14 protein-coding genes are annotated in these 15,715 nt (G+C 71.9%); 6 read left to right on the top strand and 8 right to left on the bottom strand.

Going from position 1 to position 15,715, the window contains the following annotated elements:
• Positions 1-24: 24 nt before the first annotated feature.
• Positions 25-2,907: a patatin-like phospholipase family protein gene (locus ACIBQZ_RS19520; protein ID WP_396090121.1), complete on the bottom strand. Its 2,883-nt coding sequence runs from the start codon at positions 2,905-2,907 to the stop codon at positions 25-27.
• 270 nt (positions 2,908-3,177) lie between these two features.
• Here ACIBQZ_RS19520 and ACIBQZ_RS19525 point away from each other — a divergent pair, with 270 nt between their 5' ends.
• From ACIBQZ_RS19525 to ACIBQZ_RS19535, 3 genes are all read left to right on the top strand, one after another.
• Positions 3,178-4,161, top strand: a complete 984-nt coding sequence (locus ACIBQZ_RS19525; protein ID WP_396090122.1) for a TIR domain-containing protein — start codon at positions 3,178-3,180, stop codon at positions 4,159-4,161.
• Complete coding sequence (locus ACIBQZ_RS19530; RefSeq protein ID WP_396090123.1) at positions 4,158-4,598, top strand: CD225/dispanin family protein; 441 nt, start codon at positions 4,158-4,160, stop codon at positions 4,596-4,598. Before ACIBQZ_RS19525 ends, ACIBQZ_RS19530 begins: the two co-directional genes overlap by 4 nt.
• A 111-nt stretch (positions 4,599-4,709) precedes the next feature.
• A complete protein-coding gene (locus tag ACIBQZ_RS19535; protein WP_396090124.1) occupies positions 4,710-6,416 on the top strand; it encodes a RyR domain-containing protein in 1,707 nt (568 codons plus the stop codon).
• Between the two features lie 12 nt (positions 6,417-6,428).
• Here ACIBQZ_RS19535 and ACIBQZ_RS19540 read toward each other — a convergent pair whose 3' ends face one another.
• From ACIBQZ_RS19540 to ACIBQZ_RS19550, 3 genes are read right to left on the bottom strand one after another with little or no spacing between them, the layout of a single operon-like run.
• The gene (locus ACIBQZ_RS19540) at positions 6,429-7,259 is read right to left on the bottom strand and encodes a signal peptidase I (protein ID WP_396090125.1); all 831 of its coding nucleotides are present in this window, start codon (positions 7,257-7,259) and stop codon (positions 6,429-6,431) included.
• 11 nt (positions 7,260-7,270) lie between these two features.
• Positions 7,271-7,867 (bottom strand): hypothetical protein, encoded by a 597-nt coding sequence (locus ACIBQZ_RS19545; protein WP_396090126.1) that lies wholly within the window; start codon positions 7,865-7,867, stop codon positions 7,271-7,273.
• A gap of 9 nt (positions 7,868-7,876) precedes the next feature.
• On the bottom strand, positions 7,877-8,446 hold the full coding sequence (locus ACIBQZ_RS19550) for a hypothetical protein (RefSeq protein WP_396090127.1): 570 nt from the start codon (positions 8,444-8,446) through the stop codon (positions 7,877-7,879).
• A gap of 347 nt (positions 8,447-8,793) precedes the next feature.
• Between ACIBQZ_RS19550 and ACIBQZ_RS19555 the strand changes: the two genes are divergently transcribed.
• The gene (locus ACIBQZ_RS19555) at positions 8,794-9,228 is read left to right on the top strand and encodes a hypothetical protein (RefSeq protein ID WP_396090128.1); all 435 of its coding nucleotides are present in this window, start codon (positions 8,794-8,796) and stop codon (positions 9,226-9,228) included.
• A gap of 5 nt (positions 9,229-9,233) precedes the next feature.
• Here the strand turns inward: ACIBQZ_RS19555 and ACIBQZ_RS19560 are convergent, their stop codons facing one another.
• From ACIBQZ_RS19560 to ACIBQZ_RS19575, 4 genes are all read right to left on the bottom strand, one after another.
• The gene (locus tag ACIBQZ_RS19560) at positions 9,234-10,019 is read right to left on the bottom strand and encodes a hypothetical protein (RefSeq protein WP_396090129.1); all 786 of its coding nucleotides are present in this window, start codon (positions 10,017-10,019) and stop codon (positions 9,234-9,236) included.
• Positions 10,016-12,403: a N,N-dimethylformamidase beta subunit family domain-containing protein gene (locus tag ACIBQZ_RS19565; RefSeq protein WP_396090130.1), complete on the bottom strand. Its 2,388-nt coding sequence runs from the start codon at positions 12,401-12,403 to the stop codon at positions 10,016-10,018. Before ACIBQZ_RS19565 ends, ACIBQZ_RS19560 begins: the two co-directional genes overlap by 4 nt.
• 353 nt (positions 12,404-12,756) lie before the next feature.
• Positions 12,757-13,212: a GNAT family N-acetyltransferase gene (locus tag ACIBQZ_RS19570; RefSeq protein WP_396090131.1), complete on the bottom strand. Its 456-nt coding sequence runs from the start codon at positions 13,210-13,212 to the stop codon at positions 12,757-12,759.
• Positions 13,213-13,223: 11 nt separating this feature from the next.
• Positions 13,224-14,417 carry an amidohydrolase family protein gene (locus ACIBQZ_RS19575; RefSeq protein WP_396090132.1) on the bottom strand — a complete coding sequence of 398 codons (1,194 nt, stop codon included), beginning with the start codon at positions 14,415-14,417 and terminating at the stop codon, positions 13,224-13,226.
• Positions 14,418-14,471: 54 nt separating this feature from the next.
• Here ACIBQZ_RS19575 and ACIBQZ_RS19580 point away from each other — a divergent pair, with 54 nt between their 5' ends.
• Entirely contained in the window at positions 14,472-15,050 is a 579-nt protein-coding gene (locus ACIBQZ_RS19580) for a TetR/AcrR family transcriptional regulator (RefSeq protein WP_396090133.1), read from the top strand.
• Positions 15,047-15,709 (top strand): maleylpyruvate isomerase family mycothiol-dependent enzyme, encoded by a 663-nt coding sequence (locus ACIBQZ_RS19585; protein WP_396090134.1) that lies wholly within the window; start codon positions 15,047-15,049, stop codon positions 15,707-15,709. The genes ACIBQZ_RS19580 and ACIBQZ_RS19585 overlap by 4 nt, the downstream gene beginning before the upstream one ends.
• Positions 15,710-15,715 lie beyond the last annotated feature (6 nt).

The following is a 15,715-nucleotide window of genomic DNA, read 5'->3' on the forward strand; positions in this document are numbered from 1 at the left end:
GTCCGGAGCCGGTAGTGGCGGCAGTCAGCGCACACGCGCCTGGCCGGCCGGGCGGGCGCGGTCCCTTCCGACGACGACATCTCGAACCCCCCTCCGCGCCGATGGGTGTGCCCTGCCCGTTCCCGGAGCCCGGCCCCGGCGCGGGCTGAGCCAGGCGTGCTGCCGGTCCATCCCGAGCAGTCCCGCGAGCGCCAGCGCGCGGGGCGACCCGGGTGGCGCGTCGACTGCGAGCGCGATGTCCTGGAAGTCCCAGTGCACGGGTGGGGACGTGCACACCGGGAAGCCGGGCAGGTCGGTCCCGAATGACGCCGCGGTCATGCGGTAGCCACTGAGCATGAGCGTGCTCACCTCCGCGCGGGTGAACACGTTGAGGTCCGTGCGCAGGCCGGCGATGTGCCGTTGCACCGCTCGCGGCATGCCGTAGTCGGTGGTTCCGGCATCGGTGTCGGGCCGCTTTACCGCGGCGGCGTCCGCCGTGATCACCTCGCCGTGCAGATCCCGCTTCAGGTGCAGGTGCAGTACCCCGCGCAGCCGGCCTGACCGGCGCATGGCGTCCAGCTCCGTGAACAGGGTGTTGCGGATGGCGCTCATCAGGATCGAGTTGGACCGTCGAAGCGTGGCGAACGCGCCGTCTGCGGGCCTGTCCTCGGCGTTCATCTGGCCGCTGGCGTCGCTGACGATCAGATACTGGCAGTCCTCCTCGAGCAGGCCGAACACGCCGTGGTTGTCCACGCAGCCACCGTCGACGAGCCGGATGCTCTTGCCGGGATAGATCCGGTCGAGACGCAGCGGCGCCAGCAGACCGGGCACGCTGGCCGACGCGGCCACCGCCTGACCCAGCATCTTCGGATCACCCTCCTCGGCGGTCGCCAGCGTGATCCGGCCCAGCCGGTAGTTCGCGTCGACACGGTCGTCGATGAAGGCGTACGGCTCACCCATCCAGCCGGTCGTGAACTGCCAGTTGTGGCCGGTGTTCATGGTGCTGGCGTTGAGGATGAGCAACGGCACCTTGGCGCACCGCCGCCAGTTGTGGCGCCGCGGATCGAACGGCTGCGGGCCCTCGACCGGCGTGATCCCGAGCTCGCCCAGCACCGGTTCCTCGCCGTGCAGCACCGGCCGGTAGAAGTACCGGTCGAGCAGCCGGGCCACCTGTTCGGTGCGGTTGTACCCGGGTACGAACACCGTCTTGAGCACCGCGACGGGATTGGTCAGCGCCCGCCGTCGCAGGTTCCTTCGGGTCGCCGCGACGAAATCCCGCTGGACGGCACGGACGATGTCCACGTACTCGTCACGGGTCATCTCCGTGTCCGTGTGCCGCTGCATCCTGCGCCGCAGCTCCAGGTAGTAGTGGGCGCCGACGATGGAGCCGCCGGAGACGCAGGACAGCACCTCCACGTGGCGCAGCACGTCCAGCTCCGCCAGCCGGGCGAGGACGCCGAGGTGGAAGAACGAGGCACGGAACCCGCCGCCGGACAGCGCCAGCCCGACCCGGCCGGTGAGCGTGGTCAGCTGGTCCGGCTGCCGGCCGACGAGATCCGCCACGATTCGCAGCGCGGCCGGATCCGGTCGGCCGTCGGCACCCGGGCGCAGCTGAGCCAGCGCCATGAGCTGGCGAGCGGTCGACTCCAGCTGCCAGTCCGGCAGCGTCGGCAGCCTTTCCGCCCCGGCCAGCAGCCGCCCGGCGGTGGTGTAGTCACCGGTGCCGAAGGCGGCCTCCGCCACCGTGGCGACCAGCCACCAGACGTCCGGTCCGGCCCGCCCGGCGGTGGCGTTCTCGGCAGCGGTGGCCGCGGCCGGACCGTAGCGCTCCAGGATCTCCGTCCGCAGCGTGACGGCGCGGGCCCGGCGCTCTGCGCCCTGCTCAGCGGGCAGCCCGGTGTGCCGCGCTGCTCGCTCGTCCTGATCGGCCAGCACATCGAGCAGGAAGGCGGCATTGATCATCGTGTAGCCCTGATCGATCCCGTCGGCGCACGCCACCCCGCGCAGGTAGTAACCGAGCGCCATGTCCAGGTGCTCACGGCCGCCGCCGACGTCCCACATGCGCTTGTGGATGGCACCGGCGATGCCCAGCGTTTCCGGGTCCTGACAGCGCCGCAGGTCGTCGCCGTCGGCGGCCAGGGCCGCCAGCCCGGACTCCAACGCCGGCAGCAGCCGTAGCTCGCTGTCCTTGTACGTGCAGACGGCGAGAAGCTGGCGCAGTTTCCGGCGTTCCGCGGGGTCCAGGTCCGTCCGCCCGAGCGCGGACCGCACCACCTGACGAGCTCGACTCCACTGCCGCTCGGCGCGCAGGCCGGCGACCAGGGACAGCACCTCGGCGGCCCCGGCCGGCGTGTCTCCCTCCGGCACCGATCGCGGCGCCCGGTCAGCCGGGTCGGCAGGCTCGGTGACGGCTGCCGGAGACAGCGGCGCGGTCTCCGGCGCCCGGTCGGTACCCACCCTGGCGAGATGCAGGCCGGCCCCGCCGAGCACTTGCGGCAATGACCGGATCATCCGCCGGTCCAGCTCCCGGGCGGCCTCGGAGAGCCGGCCCCACGACACCAGGTAGGGGCTGGTCCGCACTGTCACGTCCGCCGGACCGTCGGCCCACCGCCAACCGGCCCGGCGCAGGTGCCGCATCCAGCGCTGGTGCTCCCGCCGGGCGAGGATCTCGACCTCGTCGGGCTGGATCTCGGTGCTGCCCTCGGTGCCCGGCTCGACGGCGCAGCCGATGCGCCGGGCCTTGTCCCCGACGTCGCGGGCAAGATCCCGATTGGACTCCTTGAGGACCTCGGGCAACTCGTCCCAGTCATCCCGGCGATGGCGGGCACCCTGCGGATCGGGCGCGCTGGTGTAGACCCGGTGGAAGGCTCGGGCCAGGGCTTCGACGGTATCCCGACGGAAAATGGATCGTGCGGCGTCACCGGTCATCGGGGACCTCCAGATGCCACTGGACTCATCCTTCTTGACACTCGCATGCCCCCGGTGCGGGCCCTACCGCAGAAGGTCCCCTTCCCGGCGGGTCATGCGTCCCGTACCCGGCACGGCTGTCCGGCGCCGCCCGGCCGGATCTTGATGACAGGGAGTAAAGGCTCACCGACGGTGGGACGTTGTGCTCTGGGCTCTTCCGCATCCGTCTGGGCACGGTACTGATGGGGGAGGCGGCGTTCCGTCCTCGTCCGGGGTGAACGGAGAAATGCCATGACGACCCTGCAGCAACCGCTCACCGGCAGGAGTCTCCAGCTGTTCGTCTCGTACGCCCGAGCCGACAAGAACGTGGTGCACGAGGTGGAGGACGGGCTGGAGACCCTGCATCACGCGTTCTGGATCGACCGCAAACTCGACGGTGGCGAGGCGTGGTGGAACCAGATCCTGGCCCGCATCCGCGAATGCGACGCGATGATCATCGCGGTGTCCCCGGCGCTGCTCGAATCCGACGCGGCCACCAAGGAACGGGAGTACGCCCGGCAGCTCGGCAAGCCGCTGCTGCCGGTTCTGATCGTTCCCGTGCTCACGGATCTGCTCCCGCCCGATCTGGCCCCGCTGCAGCTGGTCGACTACACCAACGCCGGGCCGTTGGCGGCGTTCCAGCTGGCCGGTGCCATCGCCGCGCTCCCACCGGCTCCGCCGCCACCGAACCCGATGCCGCTGCCCCCGGCAGTCCCGCTCTCCTACCTGAACGGGGTGGCGAACCGGGTCCGGGCGGAGAACCTGTCCCTCGAGGACCAGCTCGCCCTGGTGGCGGTCCTGCGCGTCGCGCTGGACCGGCCCCGGGAGCACGCCGCCGCGTTGGAGCTGCTCCAGGCGCTGCGCAAACGCCGAGACCTCTATTACGCGGCGTGGAAGGAGCTGGAGGAACTGTCGCGGCGCAATTGGACGACGCGCCCTACCGGAGTGGGCTTCATCCGGCCGATACAGGAGGCGGCGACGCCGGCGGCGACGCCGGCGGCTCCGGTGGAGGGCACGAAGCCTGGACCGCCGCGGCAGCCGGCTCGACGGGACGCCGCCCGTGCGGCCGTTGCGGTGCCACCGGCGACGGCACGACCTCCTGCCGGGTGGTATCCCGACCCTTCCGGCCGTCACCAGGTGCGCTGGTTCGACGGGGAGTGGACCGAGTATGCCGCGGACGGGGGCGTCCAGGTCGAGGACGCGTACTTCGACAACGGGAGGGAAGGACAGCCATGACCATCAATACTCCGGCCGGCTCCGCGGACGACAAGGAGGCCAGGAGGCCCAGGCCCCGGCACGCACCACCGAGCTACCCGCCCCCGCCGGCGTACCCGCCGCCCGCGCCGCCACAGCAGTACGGCCCGTCGGCCGGGTACGGGCCACCCCCGCCCCCGCCACTCACCTATGGACAGCCGGTGGCCCCGGCCGCCGGCCTGACCGCGGCCAAGCCGGCGGCGTACTGGCCGCTGTCGATCATCGCCCTGATCTTCCCCATCGCCGGCGTGATCGGGATCTACTTCTCGTCGCAGGTCACGAGCCGGTGGACCGTCGGGGACATCAACGGGGCGAAGAAGGCCTCCACAACGGCCCTGATCGTCGACATCGTCGGCATCGTGATCGGTCTCTGCCTCATGATGAGCCTGTTCTCGTCCGACGGTTACTACTACTACTGAGCCCGAGCCGGTCCGATGACCAACGATGCCGGTGGGCGTGGACGGGACGGCCGACGGGCTCCCGACCTTGCCGGAGATCCGGCGCCGTCCGGCAGCGCACGGAGCGGCGGCATGCGCCGAGCGGTGATCCCGGCCGTCCTGATCATCGTGTCTCTGGCGCTCGGCTACTGGGGACTCAGCGACTACCTGATCGGCGAGCGCGCCGTCCGGTTCGGCCGCAGCCCGCTGGACCTGACCTACTACAACCTCCAGCTGTTCATGCTCGACCCGGCGCCGATCGGCGAGGGCGGACCGCTCCCGATGCCCCTGCAGATCGCACGGTTCCTGGCACCGGCCGTCACGGTGTACGCCGCCGTCGAGGGCATCCGGACCTGGTCCGCCGACCGCTGGCAACGCCGGAGGCTGCGCCGGCTGCGCGGCCACGCCATCGTGACGGGTGACACCCCGACGGCCCGCTCGCTCGCCGCGGCGCTGCGTGAGAGCGGCACGGAGGTGGTTCGGCAGGCTCACCCCACCGCCGAGGGTCTCGCCGGAGCCGGAATACGCGGCGCGCGCGTGCTCTATGCGTGCGCCGACGACACGCACGACTGCGCGATCAACGTCGCCACGGCGTACGCGGCCGCGAACGCACGCGGCCCGGGATCCGGCCTGACGGTGTACGCCCAGGTCAGCGATCCTGTGCTGGGGACTGCCCTGCGCGCCCGGCAGCTGGCCGTCGGCAGCGGCGCCGATCTGCCGGTGACCATCTTCAACCCGGAACATCTGGCCGCCCGGGCGGTCGTGTGCCGCGATCCGGTTCCTGCCGGTCCGGTCGTGGTCGTCGGGCTGGGCGCTTTCGGGCGACAGGTCGTCGTGGAGCTCGCCCGGTCCTGGGGGCGAGGCGGGAAGCCGGGTCGGATCCCGGTCACGCTGGTCGGCCCGGACGCCGCTGAGGCGGTGGCCGAACTCGACCGGGCGTGGCCGGTGGTGCATGAGTACGGCGCACCGGCGGCCGTCACCACCCTGTCGGAGGTCGCCGTCGTGCCGCACCGGGTGTATCTCTGTCACCCGGACGAGGAATCGGCGCTGCGCACGGCGTTGAGCGCGGTCGCCCTGTGGAGCGGCCCCCGGCACTCGGTGGTCGTCCGCCTGGACCACATCGCCGGGCAGGCCGCCGCGTTGCGGGCCGGCCGGTCGCGACTGCTCGACGACCTCGGCGGACGGCTGTCGTTCGTCAGCGTCGGGGAGCTGGCCGGCCGTTCCGCCGGCCTCGGTGAGGATCTGCCGGAACAACTGGCCAGGGGCATCCACGACCGGTATCTGCGGGACCAGGCCGGCAAGGGTGAGCCGCTGAGATCACGCTCCGGCCTGGTCCCGTGGGAGGAACTGCCGGACACCTACCGGGCTGCGAACCGCGACCAGGCCGGTCGGATCGGCGCGGAACTGGAGGCCATCGGCAGCACGATTGCCCCCTGGACGGCCGAGGCGCCGACGTTCCGGTACACCGCCGACGAGGTGGACCGCCTCGCCGAGCAGGAGCACGAGCTGTGGAGCCGTCAGCGACGGGCCGGCGGATGGACGTACGGTCCCGTGCGCGAAAACGCGGCGAAGCGCCACCCGTCGCTTGTGCCCTGGCCGGCCCTCGGGGAGCTCGAACGGGACAAGGACCGCGATGCCGTGCGGCGCCTGCCGGACCTGCTCCGGGACGTCGGCTTGACGATCGTGCGCCTCGGCCCCGAGGCGGGCGAGTCCATCGTGGTCGACGCCGGCCATCGTGGACGAGCTGATCGCGACGGACCGGCTTCCCGGTTCCCATCTGGTTCCGACCGTACGCGGTGAGCTGCTGTCCCGTCAGTGAGCCTCGGCCAGTTCACGCGTGGGCGGGGTGGATTCCTCGGCGAGGGCGGTCAGTTCGTCGAGGACCTCGGAGAGTCGCTGGGCGTGGTCGTGGACGGTGGTGGCCATGCGCAGGTCGGCCACGCTGCGGTGGTCGTTGTGCTCGGTGAGCACCTCGCTGTAGCCCAGAATGCTGGTGAGCCGGTGCCGGAGTTCGAGGCTGACCGACTGGAGGTGGTGCTCGCCGACCGGATCGGGCTTCGTCCGGTGCCCGGAGCCGTGGTCGGCACACCACGTGTCGCCCGGCCGGTTACGGCGCCTGAGCCGCAGGGAGACCCCGAACGCGAGGAAGCCGGCGGCGATGCCTGCCCACAACAGCGACGAATGCGGGTCGGTGGCGGTGGCGTGCAGAGCCCGGTAGGCCCGTCCCGCGTACGGGATGGCGTAGGTGACCCGGTACAGCGCGGACCGGTTGAGGTCGATGGCCCACGGATCGGGACCCGGGTTGGCGTCGCCGCGGGTGATCATGGTCCGGGTGCCGTCCACGGTACGCAGCTCGACAACGCGATGCATGACCATGACGCTGCCGGTGACGGTGGGCGGATTGAACACCATGACGTCGCCGACGCGTACGTCATGGGCAGCCACCGGCGTGGCGACGACCAGCGCGTTGGTGGCGATGGTGGGACTCATGGAGCCGGACAGCACGGGCATGACCTTCACGCCGAGCGCCGTCAGGGCGGCGGATCCGGCCACGAACGCCACCGCGATGAGGAGAACCGTGGAGAACAGAATTCCGTGCAGGCGTGCGCCGCCGCTGCTGCTTCGCCGACCGGACCGGCTCATTCCTGTTCCTCTCAGGCGTGCGTTCGGTCGCGGCCGCCGACGGGCAGCGTCGCAGCCGGGACGGTGAGGGCCAGCCAGCCGGAGAAGGCGAGGCTGGCGACGTAGACCTGCAGATGTTGCTGGTGCCCGGCAGGCACGGCGACGCCGGCAGCGGGGCCGAGGTGCACCACCGGGGGCGGGCTCAGCGCGGTGTTGGCCGTCAGGACGGTGGCGCCCTGACTGCAGGTCCCGAGCAGCTGATTCCACGGCACGCTGCACGCCGTGACGGTCAGACGCGCTGTGCCCGGCACGACCGCCGATTTGCTGACGACCCCGGCGAAGATCGCCGGCGTGCTGCCGGTGTTCGTCAGCGTCACGTATTCGGTGTCGAGGAACTGGAGCAGGTTGAACGACATCGTGAACGTCGAAGCGGTGGGACCGGTGAAGGCGTACTGCGCCCGGGCCATACCGATGGCGGCGGTGCGCGGGGCCGCCGTCGCCGACCAGGCTGCCGCGGCCGGCAGCGGCTGCGCGAGTAACGCCGCCACGCCGAGAACGGCGGTCAGCACCCAGGACCCGAGCCGTGACGGTCGGGCGCCCTCGCAGACCGGTGTCTTGATCGTCGCCATCGCGTGGTCTCAGCCGGCGGTGCGGTTGCGGTTGCCGGCGACCGCGGAGGTGCCGGTGATCGCCGCGGTGATCCGGCCGGTGCTGCCCTGGAAGGTGCTCTGGTCGGCGGCGGCGTCCAGGACGAACGTGTACCGCAAGTGCTCGGTGCCGCCGGCGGGGATGTCACCGAGCGGCACGGTGCCCGCCGTTGCCACGTCGCGGACCGTCACCACCGGGTCGGCGGTGCCGGCGCAACTGCCGTCGTTGGCCCACGCGACGGTGCAGGAGTCCACCGCGACGCGCAGGCCACCGGCGCCGGTCAGCGTGCCGGTGCCGCTGATCGCGGCGGAGAACGACTCGGTCAGCGCGCCGGTGTTGACGAGGTTCGCGTACCGGTGGAGATAGTCGCCGGGCAGCAGGTCGGCCACGCTGCTGGTGAAGGTGGTGCCGTTGGTGTCGGTGTGCGTCATCGCGACGTCGGCCGCGGTGCTCACGCCGGTCTGCACGGACGCCGTGCTGACCCAGGTCGCGAACACCCCGGTGCCGGTCAGCCCCGCGGCGGCTGTGCCGAGCGCGGCAACGGCGAGCCAGCCGCCCAACCGCCGAGGTCTGCGGAGATCGTCACACCGCTTGCACATACCGCCCCCTTGCGAAGCATCGATGCACCGGCAGAACGCCGGCAGCCACATGGATCAGGATCGGCTCGTGCCGTGCCGCGGCTGAGCGGTGCACCAATCGGCTACCCGAAGGCAACCTCACCACGACCGACGGCAGCGCGGGAACGACGGGCCGGCGATCCGGTGCCGTCCGGTGCCGCTCCACTCAGGACGGACCGTCAGCAGCACAGCCGTCGGCGTCGTCCGGAGTCGGTCGGCGTTCGCCCGGTGCGGGGCTGGGCGACGGTTGACTTCGAGGCGTACCTGATCCTCGTCGAAAGGACTTCACCATGATCTCCCGCCTCAGGAGCCGTGTGCTCGGCGCGACCGTGGCCGCCGGTGTGGCCGGTGTGGCGCTGCTCGTGCCCGCCGCGGCGCAAGCGGCGACCAGCAGCGCGGTCGTCTATCACGCCAGTGGCCGCGTCGCGGGCTACGTGTTCTACAACGCCGGCACCCACAACATGGCGAAGGGGCGCAATTCCTTCACCGTGGTGGACTCGTTCTGCGGTGACGGCTGGGCGGTCGGTGTGCAGTGGCGGTCCGTCGCCGCCGGCGAGGTGATCGCCCAGGGCATCCTCACCGCTCCGGACTGCAAGGAGGCGTCGTTCTCGGTGCACTCGTACGGCCGGGGATACAGCACGCCGATCTCGTACACACCGCTGAAGGCCTCGGTCAACGACGGCGGCATGACCCGGGAAGCGACGGTGGAGGACGTGATCTCCTGACGCGCCTAGCTTGCCGTGCAGCGTCCGTCGCGGGATGGACGGGTGGTCCACTGGAAGCTTTCGCCCTGGCGTTGCCGGCAGCCGGTGAGCCGGTAGTCGTCCTCGACGAGGGTGTAGGTGGCCTCGACCAGGCCGCCGGACTCCGCGTCGGCGAGGCCCTGGGTGGACTGGGTGATGATCTCCGCCGTGCCGTTCTTGTCGCGGTCCTCGGCGAAGGCGACCGAGTCGCCGCGGAATCGGGGGGTGGACAGCGATTTGCGGTCGTCGACGTCGCCGTTGCGCCACTGGAGCACGGTCAGGGTCTGGCCGCGGGGTTCGGCGGCCAGCGGCAGGAAGAGCCGGTCGGGTCCGTCCACGGTGAAGCGTTCGTAGCCGTTGACGTGGCCGAGGCGCTGGTCGGGGGCGCGCCACAGGAGGTCGCCGGTCGCGGAGGTGACGATCAGTTCATAGTTGGGGTCGGCGCTGTCCGTGCGGTCCCAGGCGAGCAGGGCCGCCACGCCGCCTGGGACACCGAAGTCGTTGACCCGGGCCAGCAGCCGGCACGGTTGCGCGCGGCAGGACGGGACCGCGGCGATCAGCTGGGCGTCGTCGACCGCGGAGGACGGGGGTCCGGCGGCCGTCGGGGTCGGCGCGGGGACCAGGGACTCGATCGGGTCGGCGGGCGGAGTGGCCGGCGTGGGTTGTGCCGCGCCGGGGCCGAGGCAGCCGCCGGTCATGATCACCACGGCCAGGCCGGTGAGGACGGCGCCGAGCCGGAGCCGGCGAACCCGGGTGCGGGCTGGCTTGATCATGGCGTACTCGATCCGGTCGAGACGACGTCGACGTAGGTGGTGCTGGTGAAGATCGACCGCAGCTGGGTGACCACCGTGGCCGGGACGGCGCCCGTGCCGCCCAGGACCACGACCCGGGACGGGTTGAGGCGGGCCACCTCGATCGCCACCTGCGGCGACAGCGACGTGCCGGTCAGGATCAGCGGGCCGCCCGCCACGCCGGCCGCGGCGCCGGCGGCCAGCGCGTCGGGGAAGCTCAGCTCGGCGGCGATGAACACCGTCGAGGGGCTGTCCGGTGCGTACCCGTCCCGGGACACGTTGATCGCCGTCTCGTAGCGGTTGAGGCCCGAGGCGCGAGTCGTCGGGGCGAACGACGCCAGCTCGCTCTCGACGGCTTCGGAGACCACGCCCGTACCGCCGAGCACGACGATCCGGGCGGGCCGCAGCCGGGCCAGCTCGTCCGCGGTGGCCGCCGGCAGCGCCGCGGCCTCGGTGAGCAGGACGGGCCCACCGAGCGCGGCGCCCGCAGCCGATCCGGCCAGCCCGTCGGGGAAGCTCACTCCGTTGCCGACGTACGCCACCGGCACCCCGCTGGGGAAGGCGGCGGCGGACACGGCGGCGGCGGTGGCGTACCGATCGGATCCCGCGACCCGGTCCACCCGGCCGCTGGTGGTGTAGGTGCGCAGCTGCTCCAGGACCGCGTCGGAGACCGTCTCGGGCCGGCCCACCAGCACGATCCGGCCCGGCCGGAGCCGGGACAGCGCCGCCGCCGTCGGGCTCGGCAGGGCGGTGGATCGGGTGAGCAGCATCGGCCCCTGATCGTGCGCGGCCGCCGGGCCACCGACCATCGCGTCGGGGAAGTCCTCGCCGGTCGCCACGTAGGCGACGGGCACGCCGGCGGCGAACGTGTCGGTGGCCAGGTAGGCGGCCGTTGCGTACCGGTCGGCGCCGTTCATCCGGCGGAAGGCGGCCGAGCTGGCCATGTTGAGCATGGTGGCGAGCAGGTTCGTGGTCATCCGCTGCACCGTCGGGTGCGCGTACGTCGGCTCGATGAGGCCCTTGGGCCAGTTGAACGTGCCGGAGTTGAAGACCCAGATGCCGTTGCCCGCCTGGTACACCGTGCCCTGGTGGACGTGCGTCGTGCCGGTGCACCCGCAGTTGCGGGTCTGGTACGGCGACTCCGCCAGCTGATAGAACGCGCGCGGGCTGGGCGGGGTCGGGAAACCGGCGACGATCCGGTCCGCCTCGACGCCGACCATTCGGGGGATCTTCGTACCCTGGACCACGCCGGTGCCCCGATGGATCGGGGCGGCCGAGTCGTGCACCACCCAGTCGGCGTCCGGGCCGACGGTGGCGATGTACATGCTGCCGAGCAGCCGTTGTTCGGCCCGGCCCAGATTGCGCCAGCGGATCGTGGCCAACGTCCCCTTCACCGGGTCCGTGGCCTCCGCCCGGTAGACGACCATGGTCCGGTTCGCCTGGCCGGTCCAGCCGGCGGGTTCCATCCGGGTCTGCCAGTAGATGTTGTTCGCGGTGAGGAACGCCAGGCGGGTGCCGACCTGATGACTCGCCTCGATCCGGTCGTACATGGCCTTGGACCAGTACTCGTCATGACTGGGGGAGACGAACACCGTGTTGGGGCGCGGATTCACCGTTCCGTTGTGGACGTCGATGTTGTCCGCGTACGCGACGTCGTAGCCGTTCTGCTCGAACCAGGCGGCGGTGTGGATCGCCTCGGCGAAGAACAGGCCGGCACCGTTGGCAAGGGCGTACGGGCGGTTGTAGGAGACCTTGACCGCCCGGACGCCGTCCGAGCCGACCACCTTCGGCCCGTACCCGCCGTACAGGCTCTTGCCCGTGCGCCCGTCGTCGGGCCACACGTTGTAGGCCTGGTAAGTCGTGGAGGTCTGGGCGATCAGGATCCGTGCGCTCCGGGCGTCGTCACGGACCACGAACGGCACCAGGCTCTGGTAGCCCTCGGCGTTGATGATCTTGGCCAGGTACATGCCGCTGACCCAGTCCGACGGCACCGTCAGCGTCGGTCCCGCGGTCCAGCGGCACTCGATGAGACCGAATTGGACGTACTGGTCGCCGGGCGGCATGCAGCTGCCCTGGGGACTCCCGTCGATCAGGCCGGTGTCGGCGGCGAGCCGGCCGAGGTGGCCGCCGTACCAGCCCATCCGCCAGTATTCCACCCGGTACTGCTGCGCCGGGTTCACCGTGACGTGGAAGGTGATCGTCGCGCCCTTGTTCACGCTGGGCCGGTCGGCGTACGCGTCGACCTGCAGGGCGGTGTCGTCGGCCGCCTTGGTGACCTGCCAGCCGGTCGAACCGGGCTTGCGGTTCTCCCGCACCACCGAGTTGGTGAACGTCAGCGGGTCGACGGCGGCCAGAGCCGGCGTCACCGGGAGCACCGCTGCTGTCGCGGCCGTCAGGGTTGCCACGGCGCCGGCGAGGCAGCTCCGTAGGCCGCTCCGCAAGCCATGTCGCCGAGACCTGGCGCCGGGTCGCGCAACGGACATCGTCGGCCTCCAACGGATGACCTCGGAGTTGGCTGGACGGAATCTGGCATCAACGCTAATCCATGCGGCTCGTCCAGGATAGACCTCCGCGGGACGACGACCGGTCATTGATTGTGGTCAGGACTTTCGGCCTGCAACATCATTTCGGTCAGCGGGCGAGAATGACGGGGGAAATCGGGATATTCCTATGCGCAATTCCATGGCGGGAAATCCCCGGCCCGTCGGGTGACTGGCGGTCACAGGTCTTTGGCCATGGTGCGGCCGGTTTCGGTGAAGCCCAGCTGCTCGTAGAGGGCCCGGGCGCCGGTGTTGTGGGCGAAGACGTGCAGACCGATTCTGGCGAGCGCGTTGGCGTGGCACCAGTGCTCGGCGGCCAGCATGATCGCGCGGCCGTAGCCCCGGCGGCGTACCTCGGGTTCGACGGCGATGTTGTAGATGAATGCGGTGTCGTGGGTGACTTTGACCCAGAGAAAACCGACCCGGCGGTCGCCGTCGTAGGCGTACCAGAAATGGTGGTCAGGGGTGGCGTACTCGTCGGGAAGCAGCCGCGCGTAAGTGTCGGCGGCGTTGCGGGCCGCCTCCTGCGCCGACTGGCCAGACGCGGCGACGCTCTGCGCGTAGTGCGCCTCGGCCTCGGCCCGCCACGGCTGGTACTGATCCTCGGTCATCGGCTCCAGCCGCAGGTCCGTCATGACCGACAAACCTAACGAGTCAGCAGCGGTGCCCGCCGGCCGCGGCAGACGACCAGCCGGGTGTCGCGGACCGCGGTGATGTCGGTGGTCGGGTCGCCGTCGACGAGGAGCAGATCAGCCTGCAGCCCGGCGCGGAGCCGGCCGGTGCGGTCGGCCAGCCCGCACGCCCGGGCGGCGCCGCCGGTGGCCGAGGCGAGCGCGGTCACCGGCGGCACCCCGGCGGCGACCATCTCCACGACGGCGGTGGGGAGCAGGCCGTGCCGCTTGACCGGGTTGATGCCGGAGTCGACGCCGCTGACGAACGACACGCCGGCCGCCTGCAGCTCGCCGACCTGGGCGAGGCGCTGCTCGAGGGTGACGCCGACGCGTGCGGCCAGGGCCAGCAACGACGCCGGCAGGGACGCCATCGCCTCCAGGTCGTGGCCCAGGGTCGGGCAGACCGTGATGCCGGCGGCGGCGATCGCGGCCGCGAGCCGGGGCGGGGTGCGGATGCCCTGTCCGGTGAGGAAACTGCAGTGTTCGATGCCGTCGACCCCGGCGGCGGCGCACTGCTCGACGGCGGTGAGGGCGTGGGCGTGCGCGGTGACCGGCAGGCCGAGCCGGTGCGCCTCCTCGACCGCGGCGCACAGCTCCTCCAGGCTGAACTGGCAGGCCCGGATGTCGGTGCCGGGGGTCATCACCCCGCCGCTGGCCATGATCTTCACCAGGTCGGCGCCGCGCTCGGCCCGCTCGCGGACCGCCCGGCGCAGCCCGTCGATCCCGGACGCCTCGCCGCCCATCGTGGCGCAGTGCCCGCCCGGGCTGGTGATCGGTGGGCCGGCGGCGACGACGGTCGGGCCGGTGGGACGGTCGCGGTGCCGGTCGACCACGGCCCACCGGTGGTCGCCGAGGTCGCGTACGGCGGTGACGCCGGCCGCGAGCTGCGCCGCGAGTGCCGCTTCGACGGTCCGGTCGAGGTCGTCCGCGCTCAGGCTGGGCAGCCGGTCGAGCGCGTCGGGCCCGTCGTTGCCGCACAGGTGGCTGTGCGCGTCGATGAGCCCCGGCAGCAAGGTGGTGCCGGGCAGCCAGGTCATCGGGCAGCCATCCGGAACCGCCGCGGCGGCGGGCTGCACGCCGATGATCACACCGTCCCGGACGAGCACCAGCGCGCCGCCCGGCATCACCCGCTCGCCGTCGAACGCCACTTCCGCGCGATACGCCTCCATGTCCCCACGGTACTACGGTTGCAGTCTCCTGCACTACTATCGTAGTGTTCGGGTATGTCGACCCGACGCGAACAACTGCTGGACGCCGCGATCACCGTCCTCGGCGAACGCGGCATCCACGCGCTGACCCACCGCGCCGTCGACAACCAGGCCGGGCTGCCGGCCGGCTCGGCCTCCAACCTCTTCCGCACCCGCGACGCGCTGCTCGACGCGGTGATGGACCGGTTCGTCGACCGCGAGCGGGCGCTGTGGGAGGAGCTGGCGATGCGGATGTATCCGACGACGCCGCAGGAGCTGGCCGAGGTGCTCGTCGCCGCGGCCAGGACCGCGACCGGCCCGCAGCGCACGCTGACCCTGGCCCGCTACGCGATCCTCGTCGAAGCCGGCATCCGCCCGGCCATGCGCGCCCACCTGCTCGCCGGCGGAGCCCGGGTCAACGCCTGGTTCATGACCTGGCTGCGGGTCGCCGGTTCGACCGACCCCGAGCGCGACGCGCCGATCATCATGAACCACTACACCGGCGTCGTCCTGCACGAGCTGGCCATCCCGGACCCGGCGTTCGACCCGACCGACCAGATCACCACGCTGGTCACCACCGTGATCCGCCCACTGTCGACGGAGGTGCCGTCATGACTCCCGACCAGATCTGGCAGGCCATCGACGCGCAACGCGCCCGGCTCTGCGACCTTCTCACCGATCTCGGCGACGACCAGTGGCGCCGGCCCTCGCTCTGCGCCGGCTGGACCGTCCGCGACGTCGCCGCCCACCTCACGCTTCAGCAGCTCGGCCCCGGCGCCGTGCTCGGCCGGCTGGGACAGTGGCGGGGCAGCCTCGACCGCACCACCGCGCACGTCGCCCGGCGGCGCGCGACCGCCCTGACCACCGAGCAGCTCATCGCCGGGATCCGGGCCACCATCGGCTCGCGGCGGCACATCTTCGGCGTCACGTACCGGGAGACCCTCTGCGACATCCTCGTGCACAGCCAGGACATCGCCATCCCGCTCGGCCGCCACCTCGACCTGCCGGCCGGCGCCGCCGCCGTCGCGGCCGACCGGACGCTGTCGATGCGCTGGCCACCGCCGCTGCCCGCGGCGAAGAAGATGGCCGGTCTCCGGCTCACCGCCACCGACATCTCCTGGTCGGCCGGCCACGGCCCGACCGTCCGCGGCCCCATGGCCGCCCTGCTCCTGGTCTGCTGCGGCCGCACGGCCGTCCTGCCCCAGCTCTCCGGCGACGGCGTCGCCGAACTCACCACCCGCCTCGCCCCGCAGACAGCTGCCGGACGACAGTAACGGAGG

Origin of the sequence: Actinoplanes sp. NPDC049599, assembly GCF_044465625.1 — a bacterium.
Lineage (GTDB): Bacteria > Actinomycetota > Actinomycetes > Mycobacteriales > Micromonosporaceae > Actinoplanes.

What these genes read in the sequence shown, in the direction of transcription:
- ACIBQZ_RS19560 (WP_396090129.1), bottom strand. Translation starts at nt 10,019, where the DNA reads ATGATCAAGCCAGCCCGCACCCGGGTTCGCCGGCTCCGGCTCGGCGCC.
- ACIBQZ_RS19540 (WP_396090125.1), bottom strand. Translation starts at nt 7,259, where the DNA reads ATGAGCCGGTCCGGTCGGCGAAGCAGCAGCGGCGGCGCACGCCTGCAC.
- ACIBQZ_RS19520 (WP_396090121.1), bottom strand. Translation starts at nt 2,907, where the DNA reads ATGACCGGTGACGCCGCACGATCCATTTTCCGTCGGGATACCGTCGAA.
- ACIBQZ_RS19545 (WP_396090126.1), bottom strand. Translation starts at nt 7,867, where the DNA reads ATGGCGACGATCAAGACACCGGTCTGCGAGGGCGCCCGACCGTCACGG.
- ACIBQZ_RS19535 (WP_396090124.1), top strand. Translation starts at nt 4,710, where the DNA reads ATGCGCCGAGCGGTGATCCCGGCCGTCCTGATCATCGTGTCTCTGGCG.
- ACIBQZ_RS19585 (WP_396090134.1), top strand. Translation starts at nt 15,047, where the DNA reads ATGACTCCCGACCAGATCTGGCAGGCCATCGACGCGCAACGCGCCCGG.
- ACIBQZ_RS19580 (WP_396090133.1), top strand. Translation starts at nt 14,472, where the DNA reads ATGTCGACCCGACGCGAACAACTGCTGGACGCCGCGATCACCGTCCTC.
- ACIBQZ_RS19575 (WP_396090132.1), bottom strand. Translation starts at nt 14,417, where the DNA reads ATGGAGGCGTATCGCGCGGAAGTGGCGTTCGACGGCGAGCGGGTGATG.
- ACIBQZ_RS19530 (WP_396090123.1), top strand. Translation starts at nt 4,158, where the DNA reads ATGACCATCAATACTCCGGCCGGCTCCGCGGACGACAAGGAGGCCAGG.
- ACIBQZ_RS19525 (WP_396090122.1), top strand. Translation starts at nt 3,178, where the DNA reads ATGACGACCCTGCAGCAACCGCTCACCGGCAGGAGTCTCCAGCTGTTC.
- ACIBQZ_RS19555 (WP_396090128.1), top strand. Translation starts at nt 8,794, where the DNA reads ATGATCTCCCGCCTCAGGAGCCGTGTGCTCGGCGCGACCGTGGCCGCC.
- ACIBQZ_RS19570 (WP_396090131.1), bottom strand. Translation starts at nt 13,212, where the DNA reads ATGACGGACCTGCGGCTGGAGCCGATGACCGAGGATCAGTACCAGCCG.